Source organism: Pseudomonas sp. SJZ080, assembly GCF_007828295.1.
Lineage (GTDB): Bacteria > Pseudomonadota > Gammaproteobacteria > Pseudomonadales > Pseudomonadaceae > Aquipseudomonas > Aquipseudomonas migulae_A.
Window position 1 is genome coordinate 1 of record NZ_VIUK01000023.1, and the last position, 24,632, is coordinate 24,632.

Consider the following 24,632-nt stretch of genomic DNA (forward strand, 5'->3'; position numbering starts at 1 on the left):
ACTCTTATCGTTGCTATTAGTCATAAACATAACCGTTTGCCTATCCCTTATCGTAAGGGGGAAACGGTGTCCTGTCTTTCATGGGGCTCGTTCATCTGGTCCCTTTGGGTTTTCTAATGGAGAGTGCTGATAATAATCTTTGCCATACCAATCATTGACCCAATCAGTAGCATTGCCTGACATATCGTAGAGGCCTAAAGGGTTGGGTGTGAAACGTTTTACAGAAAAAGTAGCTGTTTCAGACTCCATTGGAAAATTTTTCCCATAACTTAGACTCCCAGTATCGGTCGGAAACAGCACATGTTCGCCTCGATTGCGGGCTGCATACTCCCACTGGGCCTCAGTGGGAAGGTCCACGGGATAACCACTTAGTTTTCCAATCCACTGGCAGTAATCTTTAGCCTCCTGCCAGCTTTGAGTGGGAGCAGGTAGCGTTGGATTATAAAGTGTGTCTTTTAGATCTTCTCTATTTCGATATTTAGTGTCAAATAAAGGCTTTCCGTTCGCGACAAAAAACAGATCAAACTGCTCAAGCGTAGTCTGAAGTTTCGATAAGTAGTAACCACTCAGCTTTACCGGGTGTACGAAATCATCATCACCATCAGGACTAATGTTACACATCTGCTCATGATCTTGCCCGCAAGGCCAAGTACACACATCCTTTTCGTCGTACTCACAAATCCAGCCAAAGTCCCCCATATCAAACTGTCCACCCTCGACAAACACCATATTGTCGATGGACTGCACGACGGAGTTGAGCACCTTACCGCGTAGTTCGCTGGAAAGATCAGGGTACTTCTTCGCAATGGTGGCCGCGATGCTGGAAACTTTCTCTGGTGCAAGACTCTTGCTGGTAGGCAAAGGGCCGGATTCCGCCTCGCAACCGACTAAAAACATCATGGCTGGCAGGGCAAGTACGAGCTGACGTAGCACTGGAAATATCCTTATAAAATGCGACAAAGTCCGAACATTAACATCCCCTGTCCGCACAGCAAAGTCCCGCACAAAGCCTTTCAATATCTCGGTATTTGTCTATGGTTTGGATACCTTCGAGGCATACCGTAATGGTGACTTTGATACTGCTGGAATCAGCGCAGGTTTGAGCGCAGCATCGGGAGCGAATCTGGCCATCTATGTTCAGACATTTAGAGCTGTTCGGGCAGCACGAGCTGCGGTCATTCTTGGTGACGCTGCAGCGATTGGCCGAGGAGTCAGTCAAGCCCCCCATCTAGCCTTTAAGGCGTTGGGAGTGACCATTTTGATAGTGGGGGGGGTATTTGCACGACTCTACACTCAAGACACCCCATTGGAAAAATGGGTGAAAGGCACAAAATTTGGGGTCGCTCCTGCTGATTGGTCCAACAACTACAAATCCTCTATGATCGAGTTCTACAAAGTCATTTTTCCTATCAGTTTCGAAGCATCTCGCTTAAATGAACTGAACCCGTATAAAGGCATGATCGAAAGCACCTATCTCATGCTGCGTCATGCCAGGAAAAAGCGTGTTGACTGACGACATGATCTTATTTGAAGGGGAAGAGGTATGGGGATGGATTTTCGGTTACGGTGGTAAGCGAGAGAAAGTAAAATGGACAGGAAATGGCTTTGATCGTCACGAAGGAAGCCGCGTTGCTACAGAAGAGGGTGTAGCGGTTTATCGACGTGTTTATCACGTTGACCGTAACGGTAGAGCACTGAAAAGCATAAATGGCATGCTTAGCTATTCACCACTAGAAGGTATGACCTTGCCACCAATTGAGATCAAGGAACTCGCATGGTTGTGAAGAATCTGGCCCATCAAGCCCGGGCCAAGTACGGGGCGGTGCCTCATGCCAGCTTAAAATGGAATGAAACTACCAGCGAAGCACCGATGGAGTTGTTCATCACCGATGAGCATACTGAGAATTTTTTGTCGTTAAAAACCGGAGGAGATACGGACCGAGGTCTCCTCACGGGCGTAATGGCGTTCGGGTCGATTCCCTGCCTGCTTATAGCCCTGTGGCTACTCGCAAATGGCAATTACGCAGGTGCCGGCAATGCTCTGATTGTCGCAACTCCACTGGTTCTGATCCCGTTTTTTTGGGAGATTTTTCGCCGACTACCCTTACCTATAATGTTCAACAGACGCACCCGCGAAGTATATTTTGACAACAACGGGGAACTGTTTCATGCCCCCTGGGATGGCATGGAAGCACTAACGTGCGAATTTCAGATGGTCGGACCTTATACCGCCGGAATGAAAAACTCCTCTTTGGAAATCATGGTCCAGCGATTCGGCGACCCAGAAAATGCATTGATGATTAGCCTTGGTTCTCCAATAGGAAAAACCCTTGAAATGCAAAAGGGCTTTTGGGAGTACATCCGCGCTTACATGAATAACGGGCCTTGGTTTGACAAAAATGGCAACTCAAGCAATTCAGATACATTCATAAAAGATTTACTAGCATCGAACCTCAAACAGTCGGAGTTTCTAGGTCACACCCTACAAGTCATTACAGAAAAAAAAGCTGCTGCCAATGGTAAAAACTATTTAAGTGGCATTGATGCCGCGATGTTCTTGGGAAACTTGTTTTTCCACCCCCTGAACCTAGTTCAAGATTTCACGTACAAAATAGCTAAACGTCGCTCGCGTAATCGTTGGCCGAAGATTGTGCTGGAGCGCCTGCAATCAGATGGTCCTACCACGAGATTGGTTGATATTGAGAAGTAGAGACAAATAGTTCCTTATGAGATGTGGGCATTGATGTCAGAGATGGACTAAGTCTGGCAAATATCAACCCCCTTACGCTCGGCTCGTCGTACCTGAAAACTGGTGCGGTGAGCAATCACAACTTAAATTGCGATTTAGCGTTCAGCCTGACATTGCGAACGCCCCCCTGAAAGCTACGGACGAATACCTATATTACCCTGTATCTTTAAGTTTTCTTGGGGCTGGAAAAAATACCGTCGTTAATGGCGAGCCATCCGTCCGAGCCAGTCGAACGCCATTACAGTGGGTCGACGTGAAACCGGAGCATTTACATGCTTAAAAACAAATATGATCGGCTACCTCATGCAGGTGATGTCGAGAGAGAGCCGGGTACTGAGATAGTCTATTTATCACCAAAACCGGTACCGACCGGAGTGCTGCCTTTCAGTGCGCGCCAACTTCACCGCTCTGCCAATGAAGTCTTCTTAGACTTTGCCCTTTCTCGAGGAAGTTTTGAGTTTATGGCCCGAGCAGGAATTGGTGCAGTGATGTTCTTGTTGATTTTTCTTTTTTTACAACGGGGTTTGGGTCTTGGCTAAGAAGAGATGTAGAACCGTTTTGGAGTAGTTGGCTGGATTTCTTTACAAGCATTGCGGTTTGGGGTTTTGTTGGCGCGCTTGCCACTCTTTACCTTTGCGTATTTTTCTTTGCAATTCGCCAAGCCAGCAATCAACCTCCCATACGCTTTAATCGCCAGCGCCGGGAAGTTGTTTTTGTTCCCAAGAAGGGAATGTCCCCTCGTTATGAGCCTTGGGAAGAAGTAATCGCGAGCGTTTCAGTTAGCAAACTGATCACTCAATATGCTGTAATCCCAGAGTTCAAACTGATGATCGGACTTCGCGACAAAAATGGCGACGTGCTTTGGGTCAGTGTTCCTAGTGGAAACTTGAACCAAGCCATAGCTGAGTGGGAGGCTATACGCGTCTATATGGAAGAAGGGCCTCAAGCATTACCAATGGGGCAATCAGATGAATTCGAAGCAGGATCAGTCGCGTATTTCCATATGTGTAGACAGGGATACCGTTCTCATCATTCATTCCTTCGGTATATCTGGGAGTTTTTGATAATTCAGTTTTTCAGTGGCTGGACGATACCTTGTTACATCGCAGCCTGGATCAACAACCGCCCCAAAGCCGCCTTCCCTAAAGAAGTCCTGGAATGGTCAAAACCTCTCCCCCTCGAGCAACACGCTATGCCGAGCGAAGCGTTGCTCAAGGAGAGCGCCGAAATCCGGAAGGCCTTCGCCAAAGGCCAGAACCTGTTGGATTATTTCAAGGTGAAATTTGCCGAACCGGATAAAGAGCCTGCAGTGGACGCGTCCTAGGCCGAATCCACTTTATGGTTATCCTGTATGACACCTACCTCTGCGCAGTACGATGAGTTCGATATTCAACAGCAGCGCCCTGTCGCTGGGGCAACTCGTCGGTTCCCCACTGGCGAAGCATTGTTCCTATCTCCACTGCCGGTTCCTACCGGGCAAATTCCAATGGATCTCGTCGGTAGTTTTGTTGAAGTCAACGACACCTATCTGGACTTGGGCAGCAGCAATCTCACCAAGTCTTTCCAAGCACGATTAGCGGTGTCACTCCCGACAGTCGTAGTTATCGTTTGTTTATTTGTTCTCCCAACCTTGATGGGCTTCGCAGCATTCATAAATCCATTCGGCAGAAGCTTTTGGTTTTACTTCAACGATTTTTTTGAGTTCGGGCTATCACTAGCGCTCTGGTGTGGAGGGGGAGCGGCGCTGATTGGCCTGTACGCGATTATCAGCACCACAAGAAACAAAGCCCGCACCCGCCCCATCCGATTTAACCGTCAACGCCGAGAGGTCTGTTACTTCCCGAACGACTCCGATGAACCCGTGATCCAGCCTTGGGAAGACACGGTTGCGTGGATCTCAGTCAGCACCGGATTCACCGGAGTAGGCGTAATCAGTAGCTACACCTTTGGTATGGCCATAGATAATCCCAAGGCCGATACGGTGCACTTTCTTACACAGGAGGTCATGAGTCCTGTTCATGGACTAGGCAAATGGGAAGCCATACGTGTCTACATGGAAAAAGGTCCGGAGTATTGCCCTGGCAAAGCTCCCTACGAAGGCCGCCACACCTTCGATAAAGAACGACAAGACATGCACGAGGAATACCAGCACAACGAACGTTCCGCTTTAGGAGTTGGTTGGTGGTACCTGACACACCTGATCACCTGGTGGCGTTTTCCGTACTGGGTTGCGGAGTGGGACCACCGTTTCAGCATGAAATCTCTACCTGAATCCATTTCTGAGTGGTCTAAACCTCTTCCGCCTGAGCAGTGGGCGAAGCCAAGCCAAGCTTTAAAAGAGCAAAGTGTGAAGATCGAAAAAGCCTTTGCTCAAGGACAGGATTTCATGACGTACTTCAACGCAAACTTAAGTAAAACCGAGGCGAAAAAGTCAGCAGGTAGCTCGGCATTATGAATGCAGAGATCAAACAGCCCGGTGATTGGCGGGACTTGAGCAATCAGCGCCCTGTTACTGGCGAGTCCCGACGGTTTGCCACTGGCGAGGCGGTGTTCTTCTCACCATTACCGATTCCTACCGGGCAGACGCCAATGGACTTGGATGGAAGCTTTCTCGACGTCAACGATACTTATCTCGATGTGGGTAGTAGCAACTTTAATAAGGCTTTCCAAACCAGAGTAATGATCGCGAGTGTAATGCTCTTGCTGATTGTAAGTTTGATAGTGGGACCTTTCATCGCAGGTTTGATGAGTATCGGTGATCCCTACGGCCGAACATTTATAAACATTTTCATTGAGTTTTTCCCCACTGGCGCTGCCATCGGCGCTTGGGGAGCAGCTGGCGCAGCAGTTTTAGGACTGTATGTTGTGATCAGTACCACCCTCGATAAATCCAAAACCCGCCCCATCCGCTTCAACCGCCAACGCCGCGAAGTCTGCTTCTTCCCCAACAACTCCGACGAACCCGTCATCCAGCCATGGGAAAAACTGGTCTCCTGGCTCTCCGTCAGCACCGGTTCAACCGGCGTAGGCACAATGAGCACTTACACCTTCGGCATGGCCTTCGACGACCTTAAGGCCGACAAAGTCCATTTTGTGAATCGAGCTATGGCGACACCTATCCATGGGTTCGGTACTTGGGAAGCGATCCGCGTTTATATGGAAAAGGGACCGCAATACTGCCCCGGCAATGCGCCTTACGAAGGCCGCCATACCTTCGATCAGGAACGTGCAGATATGCACGAGGAGTACCGGCACAACGAGCGCTCAGCGCTGGGTGTTGGCTGCTGGTATCTGTCCCATGTAATGACCTGGTGGCGATTCCCGTACTGGGTCGCCGAGTGGGATCATGGCTACAGCATGAAAAGCCTGCCTGACTCGATTTCAGACTGGTCCCGGCCCTTGCCACCCGAGCAATGGGAGAAGCCAAGTGCTGAGTTGAATATACAAAGCGCCAAAATCGAAAAGGCCTTCGCCCAAGGGAAGAGCTTTAGTGCGTATTTCGAAACCAGGATAACCCCCGAATAAAACCCAAAAAAAACGGGCGATCTGATTGATCGCCCATTTTTTATCCCCCCACCTCAAACACCTCCTCCCCAACCTCATACTTAACCAACACCCGATTCTTATAAAGCCGCGCACTCTCCAACACCCGACTATCCTGCCCCTTACTCCTTATCTCCCGCCAGATCTCATTCTCCCGAAACACCCGCTCCCCCTCACGCACAAACCGATGCCCACGTTGATAAACGTGATACCAAAACTCCCGCACCTGATCGCACAACAACTCCCCTTCCAACTGCTGCTCGCCCACCTTCAACTTCAGCTGAAAGTGCCGATCCGTCGGGTTATGCAATACCAGGTCGATGTAGTTGTAAAAGATCGCTGCCCCGGAACCGAAGGGCAGTACCCGCCCCTCATCCGGAAACGGATCGAAGCTGTGATTCGATCGCTCAATCACCACCAGCGGCGAGTGAATCGCCATCCAGTGAATCAGGTTACTCAGCTGACGAATCCCGCCACCGATGCCGCTGCGCGCTTCACCGAATGACAGTTCCATGCCTTCGACATAGCCGCGTTTTCGGGTTGGTCGGCCGACCAGGCGGCAGAAGGAAAAGTATTCGCCAGGCTCAATGACAACGCCATCAATTGAATCCACGGCCAGTTTCAGGTTCACGACTTTGTTGTGTTGCTGGGCAAGGTCGGAGTTGCCGAGTTTGCGGATCAGTTTGGAGGTGTGTTTGAGGTAGCGGAACGGCAAACGCTCAAAGGCGTCTTTCGGGCGGGCGTAATGCTTGCGGGAGAAGCGCCAGGCCAGTTGGCGGAACAGTCTTTTTTGCCACACGCGCAGCCAGTAGAGAGCCGGGTGATAAAGGGAGAGTGGTTTCATCCGTGTCAGAACGGCGGCAGCCGTTTTCGTCCTTGATCTGAAAATGCTGCGTATCTTAACGGATCAGCACGCCCGAAGAAGGTGTTCGCCCAGTGTAATGGCCTTGGCAATCCATGCACCGGTAAAGAGCCCTGCCACTGGGCGAACGGAAAGTATTTTAGTGGAACTCTTTGAATAAGTCCGCGCATATAACATGAAATTTATCGAACAATGATTGAATGTCATACAAAATATAACTTACATACTCCCACCAAACTCACCAGTTCGACCATAAAAGCCGATTATTCTTGTACAAAAAGTTATACAAGAACAATCGGCACTATAGAGTCAATACTCAACTTTCGCGTTGAGTGGTCACTTTCAATACATCGGTGTAAGTGACGACAACGCTTTGTCCCACTTTCAAGTCCTTCAGTTTTTTCTGAACTTCAGGTTTCTCGACGTTGACGGTTTTCGACTGGCCCGCCGGGTTCTCGAAAGTGACCTGGTTTTTCTTCAGGTCGATGTCGGTGATTTTCAGCTGAACCTGTACCTGACGGAACGCTTCACCGCCCGGGCTGGGATTGTCTTTTGTTGCGCGGATTTCACCGGTGCGCTCGATGGAGCCAGGCAATCCTTTGTCGACATCGGTATCGAGGTAGGCCGCCACCGAGCGGATCACTTCGACTTTGACCTGATCCCCGACCTTCAGGTTGCCCAGATTCTTGGCCTTGTCGCTGAGCTGGACATGAACCTGTCGGCCTTCGGCACCTTCAAGGACAACTTGGTGCTTGGCGGCGTCGACGGCCAGGACTTTGGTCGTGACCTGATCGGCTTCCACGGCCACAGACAGCGGGATATCCGCTGCCATGACGCTGAAACTGGCAGCAGACAATACGGTGGCGAGGGTGATGGCTTTGGTCAGTGCATGAAGTTTCATAAGCGCTACGTTCCCTGTGATGAATGGCAGCGGACGGCTCTGAACCGAGACTCAGCGCCGTCCGTGCCACTGAGCATAGACGCTGTTCAGCGATTTTCCGCCGTCTCCTGCGCGGTGGATTCGCCGCTGTCGGTGGATTCGCCGCTGTCGGTGCCTTTGCCGCTGTCCTTGCGGCGAGTCGGATCAGTGGGGCGCAGGGCGTCGTTGTCGCGCTCGACTTCTCCGGGTGGACGCGGTTCGTCGGGGTGTTCCGAGGTGTCAGGCGGTTGGCGGTTCATGATGGTTCTCCTCAGGCGTCGGGGTCGTCGACCTCGTGGGCGACGTTCACGCCAGGCGAGTCTTTGTGGGATTGATCGGCCTTGGCTTTCAGGGCCTGCCACTGGTCGAGGTCGATGGCGCCCTGCCCCAACAGATCGTCGGCCACGCGCAGCAGCTCGGTGTAATGGGCGTCAGGGGATTGCTGCCAGTAGGCCTTGTCCTCGAACAGGCGCTGCCACGCGGCAAGGTCGGGTGGTTTGAGGTCGTCGCTCATGGCGGGCTCCGGTTGGCGTTCGTACGGTAGAGGGCCGGGCGATGGTCGTAGTTCCTGTGGATTCAAGATCAGAAAATCGCAGGCTTCGCCAGCGCCTACAGTGGCGCGATCTCCTGTAGGAGCTGGCGAAGCCTGCGATCCTTTGATCTTAATAACCGGTCATTTCCAGATAGCCCTGCCCCGCGTGACTGCCGCTCAGACGTACGGGGCCTTCCCAGTACGGAATGCGCAAATCCATCCAGGCATTGGGGTTGAGCGCATTGATGGTGATGTCGAGGTGTCTGGCGGGGATGTTGATCGACCAACGCACGGGCATTGAGCGCCCGGCGACGGTGGCGGTGTCTTGCGGTGTGAGGCGGATGTCGGAGGCAGGCAGTAACTGTGTCTGGCCCTGGGCGTCGATCCAGGTGCCGGTGAGATACGGCTCGCCGTTCTTCTGCCGCATGCGGTACAGCATGACCTGTTCGCCGCTGTCCAGGTGCAGCGAAAACCAGTCCCAACCGCTCTGGTTCGTGGTCAACGGCTGGCTGCTCCACTCTCGATCGAGCCACGCCGGGCCACTGACCTGATAAGTCTTGCCGTCGACCTCCAGCGTACCGCTGGCCTGAAAAAACGGCTGGCTGTAGTAGTACGACGCCTGGCCCTGTTCGGATTTCTGGCTGAAGCCCTTTTCGCCTTGCAGTACCGGCGGACGCGTGGACGTGAGCCGCAGTTGGTAGCTGAAAAGCTTGTCGCGGGCGCTGAGTTGAAGGTCCGACAGCGCATCGGCACCCTGACTGCTGAACCGCCAATCGTCGATCCACGCATTGAACGGCTGCACGCTCACCCCGGCCTGCCCGACGCCGCCACGGGCGTAGCGTTCAGCCGCGTGATGCACCGTCGCCGAGGTCACGGCTGCATGGCCCAGCCAGATCGTCTGGTTAGCCCAACCTGCCACTTCGGGCGTGGCTTTCAAGGCACTGCGAAACAACGTCCATTGCACACCGAACTCGCGCCCCTGATCGTCCTTGAGGTTGGCGGTGACGTACCACCATTCGATGCGAAATCCATCGTGAGGGCCGTGATCCGCCGGAAAGCTGAACACCCGACCGGGCACCACCGGTGTAAATGTAGCGGCCTCACCGCCAAGACCGGCAAAGCCTTTATCAACCGGCGCCGAGTCCTCGCAGCCGCTCAACAGCAGCATCAGCAACCATGCGCCGAGTTTAATCCTCATGAGCAAAGGTCCTCAGCAGATCCGCCGGTTGCGAGCGATACAGCGAGTACAACGGCCACGCCGACGCCAGCAAGGTCGCCAGCAACGCCAGCCCCATCAACTGCGCCAGCTGCAGCGGGAACAACCGCAACGGCAGGCGCCAGCCGAACGCCTGAACGTTGATCACCGTGTCCAGGCACCACGCCAGTGCGATGCCCAGCGGCAACGCGAGGACCAGCGTCAGCACCGCCAGCAACCAGGTTTGCCCGAGGTTGAGCAGCATCAATTGCTGGCGCGTCACGCCCAACGCCCACAACGGTGCGAGTTGTCCGAGACGGCTTTGGCTCTGGGTCAGCAGGCTGATGAACAGCGCCACGCCCGCGACGCCCAGGGTCAGGCTGTTCAGCGCGGCGGTGGCGGCGAAGGTGCGTTCGAACACTTGCGTGGACCAGCCTTTGAGCCGGGCCTGATCGATGATGCGACTGTCGTCCAGGGCGAAGCGTGTTTGCAACGATTTGAGGAACGCCGGGATCAGCGGCGGCTCGATGCGCAGGTTAAAGCGGTTCGGTGTCAGTTGCGGCCAGCCGCGCAGCAGGTGGTCGACGTTGACCAGGATGTGGCCCTTCGGATTGCCGTAGTCGGCGTAGATCCCGACGATTCGCGGCGACCACGGGCCGGTTGGCGTGGGCAGCGTGAGGTGGTCGCCGAGGCGCACCTTCAGGCGCCGGGCCAGTTGCTCGCTGAGCATCAGCGCGTCGTCCTTGGCCAGTCGGTCCCATGGGTTGTCGCCCAAGGCTTCCAGCAACGGCCAGTGCTGGCGGTACGTCGGGTGATCGATCACGCCGAACACGTCCGCTGGCCAGCCCTGCAACTGGATCGACACTTGCCAGCTGGGCAGCACCGCGCTGAGTGAGGGTTGCTGTTTGAGCCAGCTCTGCAGTTCTCTGGCCTGGGCCGGGTTTTGCGGGTTCACGTACAGCTCGGCGGTCAGCCGTTGTTCGAGCCAGTCGCTGAAGGTCTGGCGAAAACCGGCGGTCATGCTGCCGGCGCCGATGTTCGCCGCCAGTGCCAACAACAGCGCCATCAACGCCAGGCTCAGGGCCGGCAACTGCTGACGGCAATCGGCGAGAAACCATTGACCGAGCACCGAACGGCTGCGCTGCAGTACCAGGTTCAGCACCGTATCGAGCATCACCGGCAGCGCCAGTGCCGCGCCGATCAGCAGCGCGGCCATCAGCAGGAATCCACTGGCCAGGCTGTCGCCAAAGATCAACGCCAGCAGTGCGATCACGCCCGAAATCGCTGCAACCCAACCCTGTCGCCGCAACCAACGCGCGTGGGCCTGATGCCAGGCTTGCGGATCGGCCAGGGCCAGCAATGGCAAACGCGCCGCCCGCAACAGGCTGTTGGCACCGGCCAGCAACGCGCCGAGCAGACTCAGGCCAACTCCGCCGAGCCACCACCAAGGGCTGAGGCTCAACTGCCCCGCCACTTCGGCGCCGTACAACCCGCGCAGACTGGCGGCGACGTCTGGCAGCAGCACACTGGCCAGCAGGTAGCCGCTGGCGACGCCTGCCAGGCCCCCGATCATCGCCAGACCACCCAGTTCAACAGCGAGGCAAGCGATCAACATTCGAGCGCTGACCCCGCAGGCGCGCAAGGTCCGCAGCAGCCCTCGACGTTGTTCCAACGCCAGTCCGATGGCGGCATGGACAATGAACAGGCCGACCACGAAGGACAGAAAACCCAGGGCATCGAGGTTCAGGTGAAAGCTTTCGGTGAGGCGCGAAAGATTGTTCTCTTCGCCGCTGGTTTTTAATTGGAGATGGCCTTTGTACTGATCAGGCAACGTTCTGGTGAAATCCTTGGGCAACAGTAACCGTGACAGTTGATCCGGCAGCCCCAGAATCTGTTGAGCGAAGCCGATATCCACCAGCAATACACCGGGGGCCATGTCGGCTTGAACATGCAACGGTGGCAATGCCGTACCGCTCAAACTCAAAGGCTGCTCGCCTTCGCGCATCCCCAACGTTTGCAAGGTCTGCGGCGAAATCCAGGTGCTGCCCGGCGGACTGAAGAACCCGACAATCTGCTCGATCTCCATCGCCTGCCCGGCCACCGCCGCACCGGTCGGCAGCGACACCGGCTCGATGCCCATCAGCTGCAAGCGCTGATCTTCATGGCCCTTGAGCGTGACTCGCCCTTGCAGCACCGGCGACACTGGCCAACCTGAACGGCGAAGTTCGACAAACAAGGCCTGGGAAAACGTCCCGCCACCCGGCGCACTGAGGCTGGCCTGGGGTTCGCCGCCGATCAACTGACTGGCCCGCGCATAACTTTCCCGCGCCTGGCTGTTCAGCGCCTGCACGCCGGTCAACAGGCTGGTGGCGAGCCAGAGCCCGGTCAGCACACTGAAAAACTGCACCGGGTGCTGCCGCCAATGGCTGAGCAGCGCCCGCATCGTTTCGCGAAAAACCCGCACCTCAGCGCTCGTCCGCGCCAGCCAGACGACCACGGTGCAACACCACTTTCTCTGCCAGTCGCGCCGCCACTCTTGGGCTGTGAGTGACCATCAACAACGTCGTGGGGCTGTCGTCGAGCAGCTCCAGCAACAACTTCAGCACTTCATCGCTGGTGGTTTCATCGAGGCTGCCGGTGGGTTCGTCGGCCAGCAGCAGTTTGGGTTGCGACGCCAGCGCCCGCCCCAGTGCGACCCGCTGCTGTTGACCGCCGGACAACTGCTCCGGATAACGCCGCAGCAAATCCCCCAACCCCAGACGCTGCACCAGATGCGCCTGCCAGCGCGAATCGTGCCGCCCGGCCAACCGCGCCTGAAACGCCAGATTGTCCTCCACGCGCAAACTGCCGATCAGGTTGAACTGCTGGAACACCAGACCGATTTCAGTCCGCCGCCAGTACGCCAGTTGTCCCTCACTCATCCGTTCAAGCTGATGTTCACCACTGCGGATGCTGCCGCGATCGACCTTGTCCAACCCCGCGATCAAGTGCAGCAAGGTGCTTTTGCCGCTGCCCGACTCGCCCATCAGCGCCAGGCTGCTGCCGGGTTTCAGCGTCAGATCGACACCTTGCAATACCGGCAACGGACCTTGCGGGGTGGCGTAGCTTTTGTAGACGCCTTGGACCTGAAGCATGGGTGAACCTGTTTGAGGGGCGTGGGGCAAAGGATAGCGGGCCGGGATGGGTTTTGTCCGTTGGGGATTGCGGTCCTTCTGCGCCGACGAGCTGATCCTGGAAAGGTGATCAGGTGATTGGGCGCGGTGGTGAAGACCTTTGCATGTGCGGTGAATGGGCCGGCCTCTTCGCGGGCAAGCCACGCTCCTACAGGTACAGCGGTGTTGTTGATTTTTGCAGGAGCCGACTCGGTCTCAGCGCTTCACCCCCACCCATGTAAAACACAACGGTAACTGCGCCGCTTGCTTCTGATAGCGGTCATAAAGCTCCTCACGATTGGAATGCGGATACTCCTTGAAGTGGCTGATCTGCAATCCCGCCTCGATGGCGCCAGTGAAGATCTCGCCCAGCGTGTGGACGAACCAGTAGGACGTCGCGGCGGGCTGCTCGACCTTGCCTTCGTAGACGATCGGTTGATCCTGCACGAATGGCTCGCTGCGAAAGTATGAACTGGCCAAGCCATACGGGTCGGCGGCTTCGGGGTCGAACATTTCCAGAAACGGGTGGGTTTCGTACACCACCAGTGCACCACCGGGCTTGAGGGTTTGTGCGACGTGGCGGAAAAATTCGCCGATGTCCGGCATCCAGTTCAGGACGCCGATGGTGATCAGCGCCACATCGAACCGCTCATGCAGTTCCCTCGGCAGATGGTGGATGTCGGCCTCGATGAATTCAGGTGCGTGCGGCGAACGCGTCGCCAGCTCCCGCGCCTGATCGAGAAACGCCTCGGACTGATCAACACCCACGACGCTGCGGGCACCCAATGCAAACAGTGAAAGACTTTCACGACCGTTGTTACAGCCCAATTGCACAACGTCCTTGCCGTCTACGCCGACCTGTTCCAGCACACCGCGCAAGGTGTCGTCGATGCAGCAAAAATCGCCTTGAGTGACCGCCGTCAGAAGCGAGGGCCATTCAGGATTGTCTTTGTGGTGTCGGGCGGAGTCATTCCAGGCATCGCGGTTGCTGGCGATGGCCTTTTCTTTTGACGGCATTTCCATTGCACACTCCAGAACTCGGGTTTTATCAGACCGGCCGAGTCTAGATCAGCGTTATTGAAAAACCCACGTGGCGTTTGTTGGAATCTTGTAAGCCAGGCATCGCCCACATCCGGCAGCTATAGTTAATGACCTTGGGGAAATGCGGGAAAACCGATTTCGCAGGTACTGCCATGAAACACACCCATCTGCCGTTGTTGTTCGCCCTCTGCCTGACCGCCGCCAACGGCGTTCACGCGCAAGACAGCCTTGTACCCACGTCCGAGTACAGCAGCGAGTTCAACTATTACGGCGAAAACCAGCCGTTCGCCCACCCCGTTCCGCCGACCCTGAGCACGGTACCGCCGCGCTCTTACATCCCGACACCTCCTCTGGATTTCATCCCGATCGCCAGCCAGCATGAGTTCTCCGACTCACGGTTGCCGACGGTCGCGGATGCCACCGTCCGGGTGTTCATCCGCTCCTACGATCCGGAACGCGGTGTCTACGTGAACGAAGAAGTCGTCGACCCCACATGCCTGCTGGCCTGCCTCAGTCGCCAGGGCCTGGCGACGCCCGTTTACCATTGACGTTTGTCCGGGCGTGCGAGGCCGAGTTTTTCGATCCGGTAACGCAGCATGTCGCGGCTCAGGCCCAGCAGTCGTGCGGATTTAGTGACGTTCCAGTCGGTCCGGTCGAGCATCTTGCGCACCATGTCGCGTTCCACTTCCGGCAGGTTCATCGACTCGTTGCCGTTGTAGACCGGACGTGGTTCGCTGTGTGGTTGCGCCTCCGGCATCGCCGGCGGTTCATCCACCAGGCTCAGGCAGACGTTCAACTGGTGGGCGGCGATGGTGTCGCTCTGGGCCAGCAGCACGGTTTGTTCGAGCATGTTGCGCAATTCGCGCACGTTGCCCGGCCAGCTATAGCCGAGCAGCAATTCTTCGGCCTGATCGCTGAAATACAGGTTCGGTTTGCCATAGCGTTTGCCGTGGATCGCCAGGAAATGCCGGGCCAGTAGCAGGATGTCTTCGCCGCGGACGTACAGGCGCGGCACCTTGATCGAAATGATCCGCAGGCGGAAAAACAGGTCGCGGCGAAACTTGCCCTGCTGGACCATTTGCTCGAGGTTACAGTTGGTGGCGCTGATCACCCGCAAATTGACCTTGCGCTCTTTCACCGAACCGACCCGGCGAATGGTCCGGTCTTCGATCAGCTTCAGCAGTTTGGCCTGCAGCAGCAGGTCCATTTCACCCACTTCATCAAGAAACAATGTTCCGCCATCGGCCGCTTCGACCAGGCCAACGCGACGGTCCTTGGCGTCGGTGAACGCGCCCTTCTCATGGCCGAACAGCTCCGACTCCACCAGGTTGGAAGGGATCGATGCGCAGTTGAATTCAATGAACGGCCCCTTGGCACGCGGACCGTCAAAATGCAGCGCGCGGGCCACCAGCTCCTTGCCGGTGCCGGTCTCGCCTTCCACTAGCACGGGCGGCAGATCGGTGTTGGCCATCCGGCGCTCGGCGTCAAGCAACTGCGCAATAGTGCCTTTGAGATAGAGCATAGGCCCCGATTCGCCGATCAACGCCTGCACCCCCGATTTCTGCGCTTCGCGTTCCTGATAGAACGACAGCGTTCGCTCCATCCGGTCGGTAGCCAGGGCCTTGTCCAGCAACAGCTTGAGTTCTGGCAGCGCCACCGGCTTGGTGACGTAATGAAACGCGCCCTCTTTCATCGCCACCACGGCGTCTTCGACATTGCCATAGCCGGTCATCATGATCACTTTCAGCTCCGGCGCGCTGATGCGCAGCTTCTGGATCAGATTGTGACCGCTCATGCCCGGTAGCGAGTTGTCGGTCAATACCACGTCCGGGGCGAACATGCGCATTTGCTCCAGCGCCTCTTCAGCCGAGTGGCAGACCGTGACATCGAAGTCCTTGAGCTCAAGATAGGTCTGAATGTTCTCGGCAAGGAGTTCATCATCCTCGACCAGCAGAATGCTCTGCCCCATATTCCCCTCCCGTTGCCACTTTAAAGTTAAGACTGACGCGAGTTCCTTGCCGCTCCTGACTGGCCAGTTCGACCGAGCCCTCGAAGCGTTCCATTATTCGTTTGACCAGGGCCAGGCCGACGCCCAATCCGCCTTGTTTGGTGGTGAAAAACGGTTTGAAGACCATTTGCTGCTGCTGTTTGGTCATGCCCTTGCCGGTATCGCTCAGGGTCATGCGCACATGCCCGGCTTGCGGCGACTCAATCTCGATGCTCAGCACACCGCCCTTGGGCATGGCTTCCAGGGCGTTGGCAAACAGGCTGTTGAGAATCTGCGTCAGCAACACCTGCTGGCTGACGACCGGCGGGCAGGCGTTGGGGGTGAAGCGAACGTCGACATTGGAGCGGTTGATCAGCGCGTCGAAGGCACTCAGGGTGTCGTCAATGGCGAGCACCAGATCCACTGTTTCATACTCGTCAGTCATCGGCCGCAACGACACCAGCAGCTCGCGAACCCAGCGCGACATGCGATCAACCTGACTGATGATGTCGCCGATGTTTTTCTGCGAGCTCTGGCTGGCGATCTCCTGGGCCAGTTCGGCGCTGGAGCGGATGTTTGCCAGCGGGTTACGCAAGCTGTGGGCAACCGCCGAGGACATTTCCCCCAGAGCCACGAAGGTTTCGTTGGCGATCAGCTGTTTCTGCTGGCTCTCGAGCAGCTTGGCCGCACGCTGCACAATCCAGAACAGCCCAAGGTAGATGACGACACCGCCAAGCACGGTCGCCACCCATATCGACTTGAAACCGCGCTGGATGCGCGCAACCAGATCAACCGGCTCCTTGTAGACCTCGACCATGGCGATGACCTTGGTCTTGTCGGCATTGAACATCGGAATATAGTTTTCGATGAACAGATACTCCGGCTCGCGCAGCAGTTTCTGCTCGGGTCGTTCTTCATCGATCTCGTGGTAGCTGGTGGACACGGCTTCCTTCATCGCGAAAGACTCGTCCAGCTCCTCATCATCTTCAATGCGCACACCGATCAACTCCGGGTTGGTCGACCACACCACGGTACGATCCAGGGCGTACACCGTGGCCAGCAGGACGTCCGGCAGATGTTCCACATGATCGAGAAACTCGTTGCGCGAGGCGGCACGGGCACCCGGATTGACATCGGGGTAGGCGTTGTCCTGACGCGGGTCGAGCATTTCGCCCATGGTTCTGTTCGGGGTGATCGATGCGTGGCGGATTTCGGCGTCACCGATGGCCTGAACGAATTGCGCGGTCAGCATGGAATCGCGTTCGATGCTCTCCTCGACTACGAAACGCGTGGAAATGTAGCCCAGCCCCAACGCCACGGCGGCGATGATCAAAAAGCTGCCGATGGAAAACCAGCGCAGCAGATTGAAGCGGCCCCGCCAGCCCGCATCTCCCGCCAGCGTGTTCGGCGGCGTGTTCGGCGGTGCAGGTAACTTGGGTTGTTCGAGTATCTGCATGGACGGGTCCTGGTGGCTGGCATGTAGCCTTTTCAGCGGCATTTCGAATCAGTGTAGGTGGCATTGATCGCGCCTGACGGCTCGATAACAGTAATTAGCTGCTATGGCACCTGCGCGGCCTGCAACGGTTGTTGACGATCGGTTTCCTCCTGCAAAAATTCGACGATGGACTGTGCCGAGCGCTCATCCAGGCGAAGGTTTGGCATTGGGATCCTGTCAAAGCGTTGAAACAGCTCCAGCGCAATCGGGTCCTTTTCGGCGAGCATGCGATCCGGTTCGCGGATCCAGCGATTGAGCCAGGCGGGATCCCGCAGGCGGGTCACGCCGATCAGGTCCGGGCCGATGTTGCGCATGCCGATGCCCTGCCCGTCTTGCGGCCCGAGGCTGTGACACGAAGCACAACGGGTGCGGAACAACTCTTCGCCGTTGCTCGGCGGGCGGATCTCGGGCGCATCGGCATAATTCTCTTCAATGCTGGGTTGCTTCCAGTTCTGCAAGGTATTGGCCAACTGATCGGCGAGGATCCACGGGTTCTCGAACGGCGAGGCTTTCATCCAGCGACCAGTGCCCTGATTGCCCACGATCAGGCTCAGGTTGTGGTCCTTGTTGCGGCCGTTGTCGACGCCTTCGATGAACAGCCCGAGTTTTTTGCGCAAATCGGTGACGGCCTCGAATTCGCCGGTGAGAAACTGCCAGCCCGGTCCGACCTTGAACTTTTGGGCGTAGGCCTTGAGCACTTCGGGTGTATCGCTCAACGGGTCGATGCTGATCGAGTAGAAAAAAATGTCCTGGCCAACCCGGGGCCCCAGCAATTGTTGCACCTGGCGCAGGCGCGCGGTTTCCAGCGGGCAGGAGTCGCTGCACGTGGTGAAGATGAAGTTGATCACCACCACTTTGCCCTTGATCAGGTCATCGAAAAAACGCACCTGCCGACCGTCCTGGTTGGTCAGCAAGGTGTTGGGGAAGTAATCACCGCCCCAGGGTGTCGCCGATTCCGTCGGCGCCAGTACTCCGTCATGAGCGTGCAGCACCTGACTGGCCAGCAGAAACGTCACCAGTACCAGAATCAGGTGCATGCCCAACGCACGGGAGCGCGGCGTGTGCAGTGTCATGTCGGCTCCCCTTCGGATCATGGTTTCATCACCGCTTGAGGGCCGTAGCCATCGCCGGTGCGGAAGGTTGGCAGCGCGGCCGAGTTCACGTAGCGCACGCCATCCCAACTCGGCAGCGGAACCGGCATCAATTGCAGTTGCCCCGGTTTCTCAACGTCCCAACGCAACAACATGGAATTGTCCTCATGTTGAGTGTTGTGGCAGTGTTCCATGTACGTCCCGGCGAATTCGCGGAAGTGGATCGCAATTTCCACGCTGTCCAGGCCGTCCTTTTCCGGGCCGATGCGGTACACGTCCTTGCGTGCCCATTTTTCCCATTCCGGTGGTAGCTTGCCGCCGCGACTGAGGATGATCCCCTCCTCGAAGTGCACATGCACCGGATGGCTCCAGCCCTCGCCGCCGAGCTTGATGTTCCACACTTCCAGGGTACCGAAACCGCTGATGCCGGCATCGGTCGGGCCGGAGGCCAGTTTGGTCGAGACGTTCAGGCGACGGGGGTCCATGCTGAAACCGAAACCGCCGTCGGTCTTGATTGTCCACGGCGCCAGATCAGTGCCGTCGGAACGACCGAAGGTGAAGGTGCGGTGACGGGCCTTGGCCAGCAGCGCCTTGTCGGCCAGATTATCGCGGTGAAGTTTCAGCGGGATCATCACCAGGCCTTCAGCCTTGCCCGGTTTGGCCGGTTCATAGGCAGCCGGGTCCATGGCCAGGTCCTGACCGGTGTAAGCCTTGACGTTGAACTGCAACACCTTGCCTACCGCCGGGTCACCGTCTTCCCACTTCGGCCCCTTGCTGGTTTGCTTGATGATCGCCTTGTATTTCTCGGACAGCACGTCAGCCAGGGAGACGGGCTCTTCCGGGCCCTTGCCGTCTTCATGCACCAGCAGGTTGACGAAGAACAGCTTGTCGCCCGCCTTGACCCCGTTTTTCGCGAAGTTGACGATGATGTCGAAACGCTCGGCGATGCCCATGGTGGGCAGGATCGCGTTGTGATTCTTCATATCGCCGTCGGCATCCAGGTCCATGGTGCCGTCGAACGGCACGCTGTGCTCCATGATATTGCCGTCGTTGGCAATCATGTGGAACGGCACGCGAGCATACGACACGCCCGACCCGACAGGCCCCGGAAACTCGCCGCCGGTGCCCTTGATTTCGCGCACCAGCGCCAGTTTGAAGTAGCGCGACACTGAGCCATTGAGCATGCGTAACCGATAGCTGCGGGCGCGCACATCCAGGACCGGTTTCCACTGCCAGTTGACCAGCACCTGATCACCGAGGAAGCCGTCGGTATTGAACGGGTTGAACCACAGTTGACCGTTTTTATCCCACGCCTTGTCGGCAAACACGAGGTTGACGTCGTAGTCGCGGTTACCCCAAGGCAGGGCATTGCCACTTGGTAAACGCAGGTTGACGCCGTCATTCACCGATTCATTGCCACGGTCCAGGGCGCTGTAGTAGTTCATCATTGCCGCGTTGCCCTTGTAGACGTTCTGCGCGGTGAAATCGAGCATGTGGTCGTGAAACCAATGGCTGCTCATGGTTTCGCGCCAGTCGCCGCGGATCTTGATCGTGCCGTTGTCGCAGGTCTTGCGGCTGGGGGTGAGGTCGTTGGTCCACAGGGTTTCGCCCGGCGAGCACGGAAAAGCTGCACGCGGATCCTCAGCCTTGGTGTTGATGCTGTCGTAACCGGCCAGCTGGATCGGCCAGCGGTAGTCGTAGAATTGCCCGGGGAAGAAAAATGCGCTGGCATAACCATCGCTTTCCGCCGGTTGATGACCGTTGTGTTCGTGGGTGGAAAGGGTGTGCAGACCAAACCCCATGTTCGCTGACGGGTCGATCGGCAAGCCGTTGTAATGGCGCATCAACACGGGTTGTCCGTAACGCACCATGAGTAACTTGGGCGGGAAGGTGCCGTCGAAGGTCCAGACCGCGTTGTGGTTCTGCACCGGCATTTTCGGGTGAAAACGCGCATTGACGCCTTTGGCGGTGCCTGCGGTCGCCGGCAGGCCAGCCACGTTGTAATAGAGGCCGCCAGGGCCAAACTCGCCCATGGCATAGCGGTGCATCTGACGACTGTCACGCAAGCCGGTATTCACTCGTGCGCCGGTTTGCACAGTCTTGTAGGCCATCTGCGGGTAAAACTCGTTCCAGCGCTGGTGCGACCAGCCTTTTCCTGGTGGACGGCCTTCAGCCGACGAACCGATACGGCGGTTGAGGAAAAATTCGATCTGCTTCTGCCAAGGGTTGCGGTCGACCACGTTGGAATAATGACTGGGGAACGGAGTCAGCCCCGGTTGCCGCATGAAAGCGTCGAGCGCCGCGCTCGGTGGGGCACTGCGAGCGACGCTGGTGGGATCCTGTTGCGGCAGCGGACCAATGGCGGCCGGTGGAAACGGCAACGGCGCCGCCGGGGTGGTGGGGTCGAGTTTTTCCAGACCGAATTCTTCGAACAGCAGCAACTGCTGAGTGAACGGCAGAGCACCGTACAGCGGACTGGGTTTTCCGTTGGTGGGGTAATTGAAGCTGGTCTGCACCGCCGGCGGCAGGATGTTTTCCTTGAGCGGGGTGTCACGGGTGCCTTTGACGCCCCCCGGCAAATCGAAGGAATCCAGGTTGGCCGGTGGCATGGTCAAAATGGCGTCCAAGGCCCCCTGTCGGTCAGCCGGTTCGTCGTGGTACGCCGAAGGGTCGGTCGGTCCGGGCTGTCCTTCGTCGTCGATCGGGCCGGCGCGCAGGCTCGTTGTGCCGAGCATCGTTGCGAGCAGGACGCTCAGGGGCGCCAGAAGGCCAAGCCATTTGCAGGGGTGCCGCGCTTTTCTGTCCATCACCAGCCGCCTCGAAGATGTGAAGGGGGTAATGGGGGTTTTGCAAGGAGCTCGCCAGACTTGTAACGGTTTTATGCGAAAGATTAATTCCCTGCGAAACAATGGCTTATCAACATCAATTTGCCATGTCCGAACAAAAGACTGGGGAATGACACCCGTTACCGGGGAAAGTTCATCCCCGTTTCAGGGAATCCGCTTGAACGACAGGCGTGCGCACGTGCCCTCGCCCTCGCAACTTTCCAGGCTCACGGCACCGCCGTAGCGTTCCATGATTCGTTTGACCAGCACCAGCCCGACGCCCAGCCCGCCTTGCTTGGTGGTGAAAAACGGCCGGAAGGCCAGGCTGCGTTGTTCCTCGCTCATGCCTTTGCCCGTGTCTCTCAGCACCACGCTGACGCCTCGGGCATCAGTGGTTTCCAGAGTGATGGTCAGGGTGCCGCCCTTGTCCATGGCTTCCAGCGCATTGGCCAGCAAACTGCTGAGGATTTGCGACAACTGTATTGACTGGCTCAGGACCATCGGCGCGTCCTTCGGCTCAAACACCACGTGAACCTCGGCATTGGCGATCTGCTGTTCGAACGCCATGAGGCTGTCGTGCAACGCCGCCACCAGGTTCACCGGTTCAGACTCATCATGCAGCGGGCGCAAGGATTGCAGCAGTTCCCTTACCCATTTCGACATGCGATCCGCCTGACCGATGATGTCGGTGATGTTTTTGTGCGCCGGGCCGCTGTCGAACTCCAGCGCCAGCTCGGCGCTTGAACGAATGGTCGCCAGCGGGTTACGCAAACTGTGGGCCACCGCCGATGACATCTCACCCAGGGCAACGAACGTCTCGTTGGTAATCAATTGCTTTTGTTGCTCCGCCAGCAGATTTGCCGCCCGGCGCACGATCCAGTAAAGCCCCAGATAAATCAGCCCGCCGCCCAGTGCGGTGGCCAGCCAGATCAACACCAGGCCGCGCTCCATACGGTTGATCAGGTCCTTGGGTTCCTTGTAGATCTCCACCATCGCGGTGACGTTCTTGCCATCGGCATCGAACAGCGGAATGTAGTTTTCGATGAAGATGAAATCCGGTGGCGATATGAACTTCTGTTCCATGCGTGTCTTGTCGACATTGTGGTAGCTGGTCGACACCGGTTTCCTGGAGGCAAACGCCTGCTCCAGGTCTTCGTCAGCCTGGATGGTGGTTCCCATCAATGCCGGGTTTGTCGACCAGACCACCATGCGATCGGGCGCATAAATGTTGGCCAGGATCACGTCTGGCAGGTGCTCGATATGGTCGAGAAATTCGCCCCGGACACTGGCGCGGTCCATCGGGTCGACGTCCGGGAAGTCCCGGTCTTTGCGCGGGTCCAGCAGCTCGCCCATGGTCCGCACATTCGGAATCGACACATGACGCATTTCGGCGGAAGCGATCGTCTGAATGAACTGCGAGGTCAACATCGCATCGCGCTGTACGCTCTCGGTAATCACAAACCGCGTGGACACCGCGCCCAGCGCCACCGCCACAGTGCCGATCACTCCCATGCTGATGAGCGAAAACCAGCGCAGAAGGTTGAACGGCTGCTTGCGCGAGTTCAGGCGTGTGCCCTCCTCGGACTGGAGCAATTGCGTAGGCAAGTTCATGGGCGCACATCCCGGCGGTTCCCCCCATTGGTTATAGCCCACCCATGGCGGTTTGCCCGGCCCCGGGTCCGCACTTCCCCAACGTTCCATCCCCCCCCCCAAATCTGGGGACAGTGGCCCTGATGCCAGACCGGCATTCCAGCGCCTCGAGAGCGTAACAAGCCCTGATTCCGGGCCTCTGACGGCCGTTTTCCGAGATTGGTATGGAAGTTGCCGACCCTCCCCGTCAACTGACCCCTCCCCACGGGGCAGGTCTCTGATAGAGGGAATACTCATGCACCCTTTACTGTCCAAAACCGCGATCGCCCTGGTCGTGTCCGCTCTGGCCCAAGGCTTCGCCCAGGCGGCGCTGTTTGCTGTCGATCCGGGGCCTTACTTGCCCGCCAACGGATCTTTCGCTGCCTGGTATCAGGACACGCATGGTCGAACCCTCGATCTTTGTTTGTCCAAGGCCGTCAGTTCACGGGTGCCCAGCGCTCCGGGCGCACCGACCTACATGTGCAACCTGCTGCCGACGCCGGGGGTGTTCGACGACGCGCAACCGATCGTCTTCCCGACCAACTTTCCCGATGAAGCGTTCTGGTTCACCGTCGACGGTACGATCGTCGATGCGGCCAGGGGCATCGACCTGGCCTATGGCTCGGCCATCGAAGCCGCCTTCGCCGCCGAAGAGCCGATTGACGGCGACCAGGTCAGCTTCGCCCGGGTGCGCATTCGTGTCGATGTGCCCATCGCCGGCACCTACGTCATCACCCATCCCTACGGTGTCGATGTGTTCAACGTCGACACGCCCGGTCGGCGCGCGATCAACATGACACGGGACATCGGCATTGGTACGCCGAAGACCTACGACGGCGCCCTCAAAGGTGATGTCGGCCCCTTTCTGCGCAGCGTCAACGGCCCCTACACCGAAACCAACCCGGTCACCGGTCAGGCGGAAACCTTCATCGGCGATCCGAACCTCGAAGAAGCCGTCACCGGCAGCCCGTTCAACACCAACTTCCTCCGTATCGAAGGGCCAGGAGGCCTGGACCTGCGGACCACGGTATTCGCCGTCTCGGGCAAATTGTCGAGCGTGATCCGGCCGACGCCGATGATCCCCCAGCGCAGCACCTATTCGCGACATGCCGGCGACAGCGCACCGGTGGCGCAGCAGGATGTATTCGTCATGGCTCCGCCGCCTCCCGCCACCGTCACCCTGGACAGCAACAACCCGGTGCTGAACCTGCGCGAAGCCAACACCACCGGCAACTGGTACGCGCAGTCGTCGACCAACCCGAGCTTGCCAGGCACCTTGCAGGTGACCGCCGACAACCACCTGGCCATCCCCACCAGCACACCGACCACCTTGCCCATGCCATTGACCGACCTGGTGGTGATCCAGCGCGCCGAGTACAGCCTGAGCACCGGGCAAATAACGGTCGTGGCCTCCACCAGCGACGAAACTTCGCCGCCAGTGCTGACCGCCACCTCAGGCACCGGCGCTGCCATCGGCGCGCTCAGTGGCGACGGCGCAGTGAAAACCCTCGCGACCGGGATCTCCCCGATTCCACCGGCCAAGGTTCGGGTGACGTCATCCAATGGCGGCAGCGATACCGAAGAAGTGGTCATCGTGCAATGAACGCTCACA

The 24,632-nt window shown here is 57.5% G+C and carries 23 protein-coding genes; 9 read left to right on the plus strand and 14 right to left on the minus strand.

Annotation, left to right across the window (positions count from 1 at the left end; all coding sequences use genetic code 11):
* Window positions 1–78: 78 nt before the first annotated feature.
* Complete coding sequence (locus FBY04_RS24705; RefSeq protein WP_256667150.1) at window positions 79–933, minus strand: SUMF1/EgtB/PvdO family nonheme iron enzyme; 855 nt, start codon at window positions 931–933, stop codon at window positions 79–81.
* Window positions 934–1,039: 106 nt separating this feature from the next.
* Here FBY04_RS24705 and FBY04_RS24710 point away from each other — a divergent pair, with 106 nt between their 5' ends.
* The 7 genes from FBY04_RS24710 (at window position 1,040) to FBY04_RS24735 (ending at window position 6,274) form a co-directional block, all read left to right on the plus strand.
* Window positions 1,040–1,513 carry a hypothetical protein gene (locus tag FBY04_RS24710; protein ID WP_145317542.1) on the plus strand — a complete coding sequence of 158 codons (474 nt, stop codon included), beginning with the start codon at window positions 1,040–1,042 and terminating at the stop codon, window positions 1,511–1,513.
* Complete coding sequence (locus tag FBY04_RS24715) at window positions 1,503–1,784, plus strand: hypothetical protein (protein WP_145317545.1); 282 nt, start codon at window positions 1,503–1,505, stop codon at window positions 1,782–1,784. Before FBY04_RS24710 ends, FBY04_RS24715 begins: the two co-directional genes overlap by 11 nt.
* Window positions 1,775–2,710, plus strand: a complete 936-nt coding sequence (locus FBY04_RS32450) for a hypothetical protein (protein WP_178118326.1) — start codon at window positions 1,775–1,777, stop codon at window positions 2,708–2,710. Before FBY04_RS24715 ends, FBY04_RS32450 begins: the two co-directional genes overlap by 10 nt.
* A gap of 311 nt (window positions 2,711–3,021) precedes the next feature.
* Window positions 3,022–3,288, plus strand: coding sequence for a hypothetical protein (locus tag FBY04_RS32455; RefSeq protein WP_178118327.1), 267 nt, complete (start codon window positions 3,022–3,024; stop codon window positions 3,286–3,288).
* Window positions 3,289–3,428: 140 nt separating this feature from the next.
* On the plus strand, window positions 3,429–4,073 hold the full coding sequence (locus FBY04_RS32460; RefSeq protein ID WP_371927862.1) for a hypothetical protein: 645 nt from the start codon (window positions 3,429–3,431) through the stop codon (window positions 4,071–4,073).
* 27 nt (window positions 4,074–4,100) lie between these two features.
* On the plus strand, window positions 4,101–5,204 hold the full coding sequence (locus FBY04_RS24730) for a DUF6708 domain-containing protein (RefSeq protein WP_371927856.1): 1,104 nt from the start codon (window positions 4,101–4,103) through the stop codon (window positions 5,202–5,204).
* On the plus strand, window positions 5,201–6,274 hold the full coding sequence (locus tag FBY04_RS24735; protein WP_371927857.1) for a DUF6708 domain-containing protein: 1,074 nt from the start codon (window positions 5,201–5,203) through the stop codon (window positions 6,272–6,274). The genes FBY04_RS24730 and FBY04_RS24735 overlap by 4 nt, the downstream gene beginning before the upstream one ends.
* Before the next feature lie 40 nt (window positions 6,275–6,314).
* Here FBY04_RS24735 and FBY04_RS24740 read toward each other — a convergent pair whose 3' ends face one another.
* The 8 genes from FBY04_RS24740 to FBY04_RS24775 all read right to left on the minus strand — a co-directional run bounded on the left by FBY04_RS24740 (window position 6,315) and on the right by FBY04_RS24775 (window position 13,975).
* A complete protein-coding gene (locus tag FBY04_RS24740; RefSeq protein WP_145317547.1) occupies window positions 6,315–7,136 on the minus strand; it encodes a VanW family protein in 822 nt (273 codons plus the stop codon).
* Between the two features lie 334 nt (window positions 7,137–7,470).
* A complete protein-coding gene (locus tag FBY04_RS24745) occupies window positions 7,471–8,055 on the minus strand; it encodes a hypothetical protein (protein WP_145317550.1) in 585 nt (194 codons plus the stop codon).
* A gap of 86 nt (window positions 8,056–8,141) precedes the next feature.
* Complete coding sequence (locus tag FBY04_RS24750) at window positions 8,142–8,333, minus strand: hypothetical protein (RefSeq protein WP_145317553.1); 192 nt, start codon at window positions 8,331–8,333, stop codon at window positions 8,142–8,144.
* 11 nt (window positions 8,334–8,344) lie between these two features.
* Entirely contained in the window at window positions 8,345–8,587 is a 243-nt protein-coding gene (locus tag FBY04_RS24755) for a hypothetical protein (RefSeq protein ID WP_145317556.1), read from the minus strand.
* Window positions 8,588–8,735: 148 nt separating this feature from the next.
* Window positions 8,736–9,803 carry a lipocalin-like domain-containing protein gene (locus FBY04_RS24760; protein ID WP_145317559.1) on the minus strand — a complete coding sequence of 356 codons (1,068 nt, stop codon included), beginning with the start codon at window positions 9,801–9,803 and terminating at the stop codon, window positions 8,736–8,738.
* A complete protein-coding gene (locus tag FBY04_RS24765) occupies window positions 9,793–12,264 on the minus strand; it encodes an ABC transporter permease (RefSeq protein ID WP_145317563.1) in 2,472 nt (823 codons plus the stop codon). Before FBY04_RS24765 ends, FBY04_RS24760 begins: the two co-directional genes overlap by 11 nt.
* 1 nt (window position 12,265) lies before the next feature.
* The gene (locus FBY04_RS24770) at window positions 12,266–12,934 is read right to left on the minus strand and encodes an ABC transporter ATP-binding protein (RefSeq protein ID WP_145317566.1); all 669 of its coding nucleotides are present in this window, start codon (window positions 12,932–12,934) and stop codon (window positions 12,266–12,268) included.
* 234 nt (window positions 12,935–13,168) lie between these two features.
* On the minus strand, window positions 13,169–13,975 hold the full coding sequence (locus tag FBY04_RS24775; protein ID WP_145317569.1) for a bifunctional 2-polyprenyl-6-hydroxyphenol methylase/3-demethylubiquinol 3-O-methyltransferase UbiG: 807 nt from the start codon (window positions 13,973–13,975) through the stop codon (window positions 13,169–13,171).
* A gap of 170 nt (window positions 13,976–14,145) precedes the next feature.
* Between FBY04_RS24775 and FBY04_RS24780 the strand changes: the two genes are divergently transcribed.
* Window positions 14,146–14,541, plus strand: coding sequence for a hypothetical protein (locus tag FBY04_RS24780; RefSeq protein WP_145317571.1), 396 nt, complete (start codon window positions 14,146–14,148; stop codon window positions 14,539–14,541).
* On the opposite strand, the gene FBY04_RS24785 is transcribed toward FBY04_RS24780, so the two are convergent.
* From FBY04_RS24785 to FBY04_RS24805, 5 genes are all read right to left on the minus strand, one after another.
* Window positions 14,532–15,962 (minus strand): sigma-54 dependent transcriptional regulator, encoded by a 1,431-nt coding sequence (locus tag FBY04_RS24785; RefSeq protein WP_084322073.1) that lies wholly within the window; start codon window positions 15,960–15,962, stop codon window positions 14,532–14,534. The genes FBY04_RS24780 and FBY04_RS24785 overlap by 10 nt on opposite strands.
* Window positions 15,931–17,436 carry an ATP-binding protein gene (locus FBY04_RS24790; RefSeq protein ID WP_145317575.1) on the minus strand — a complete coding sequence of 502 codons (1,506 nt, stop codon included), beginning with the start codon at window positions 17,434–17,436 and terminating at the stop codon, window positions 15,931–15,933. The genes FBY04_RS24785 and FBY04_RS24790 overlap by 32 nt, the downstream gene beginning before the upstream one ends.
* A gap of 101 nt (window positions 17,437–17,537) precedes the next feature.
* The gene (locus FBY04_RS24795) at window positions 17,538–18,548 is read right to left on the minus strand and encodes an SCO family protein (protein ID WP_256667152.1); all 1,011 of its coding nucleotides are present in this window, start codon (window positions 18,546–18,548) and stop codon (window positions 17,538–17,540) included.
* A gap of 17 nt (window positions 18,549–18,565) precedes the next feature.
* Window positions 18,566–21,373 (minus strand): multicopper oxidase domain-containing protein, encoded by a 2,808-nt coding sequence (locus tag FBY04_RS24800; protein WP_145317580.1) that lies wholly within the window; start codon window positions 21,371–21,373, stop codon window positions 18,566–18,568.
* Window positions 21,374–21,556: 183 nt separating this feature from the next.
* Entirely contained in the window at window positions 21,557–23,002 is a 1,446-nt protein-coding gene (locus FBY04_RS24805) for a HAMP domain-containing sensor histidine kinase (protein ID WP_145317583.1), read from the minus strand.
* A gap of 274 nt (window positions 23,003–23,276) precedes the next feature.
* Here FBY04_RS24805 and FBY04_RS24810 point away from each other — a divergent pair, with 274 nt between their 5' ends.
* Entirely contained in the window at window positions 23,277–24,623 is a 1,347-nt protein-coding gene (locus tag FBY04_RS24810; protein WP_084322048.1) for a hypothetical protein, read from the plus strand.
* The last annotated feature ends 9 nt before the right edge of the window (window positions 24,624–24,632 follow it).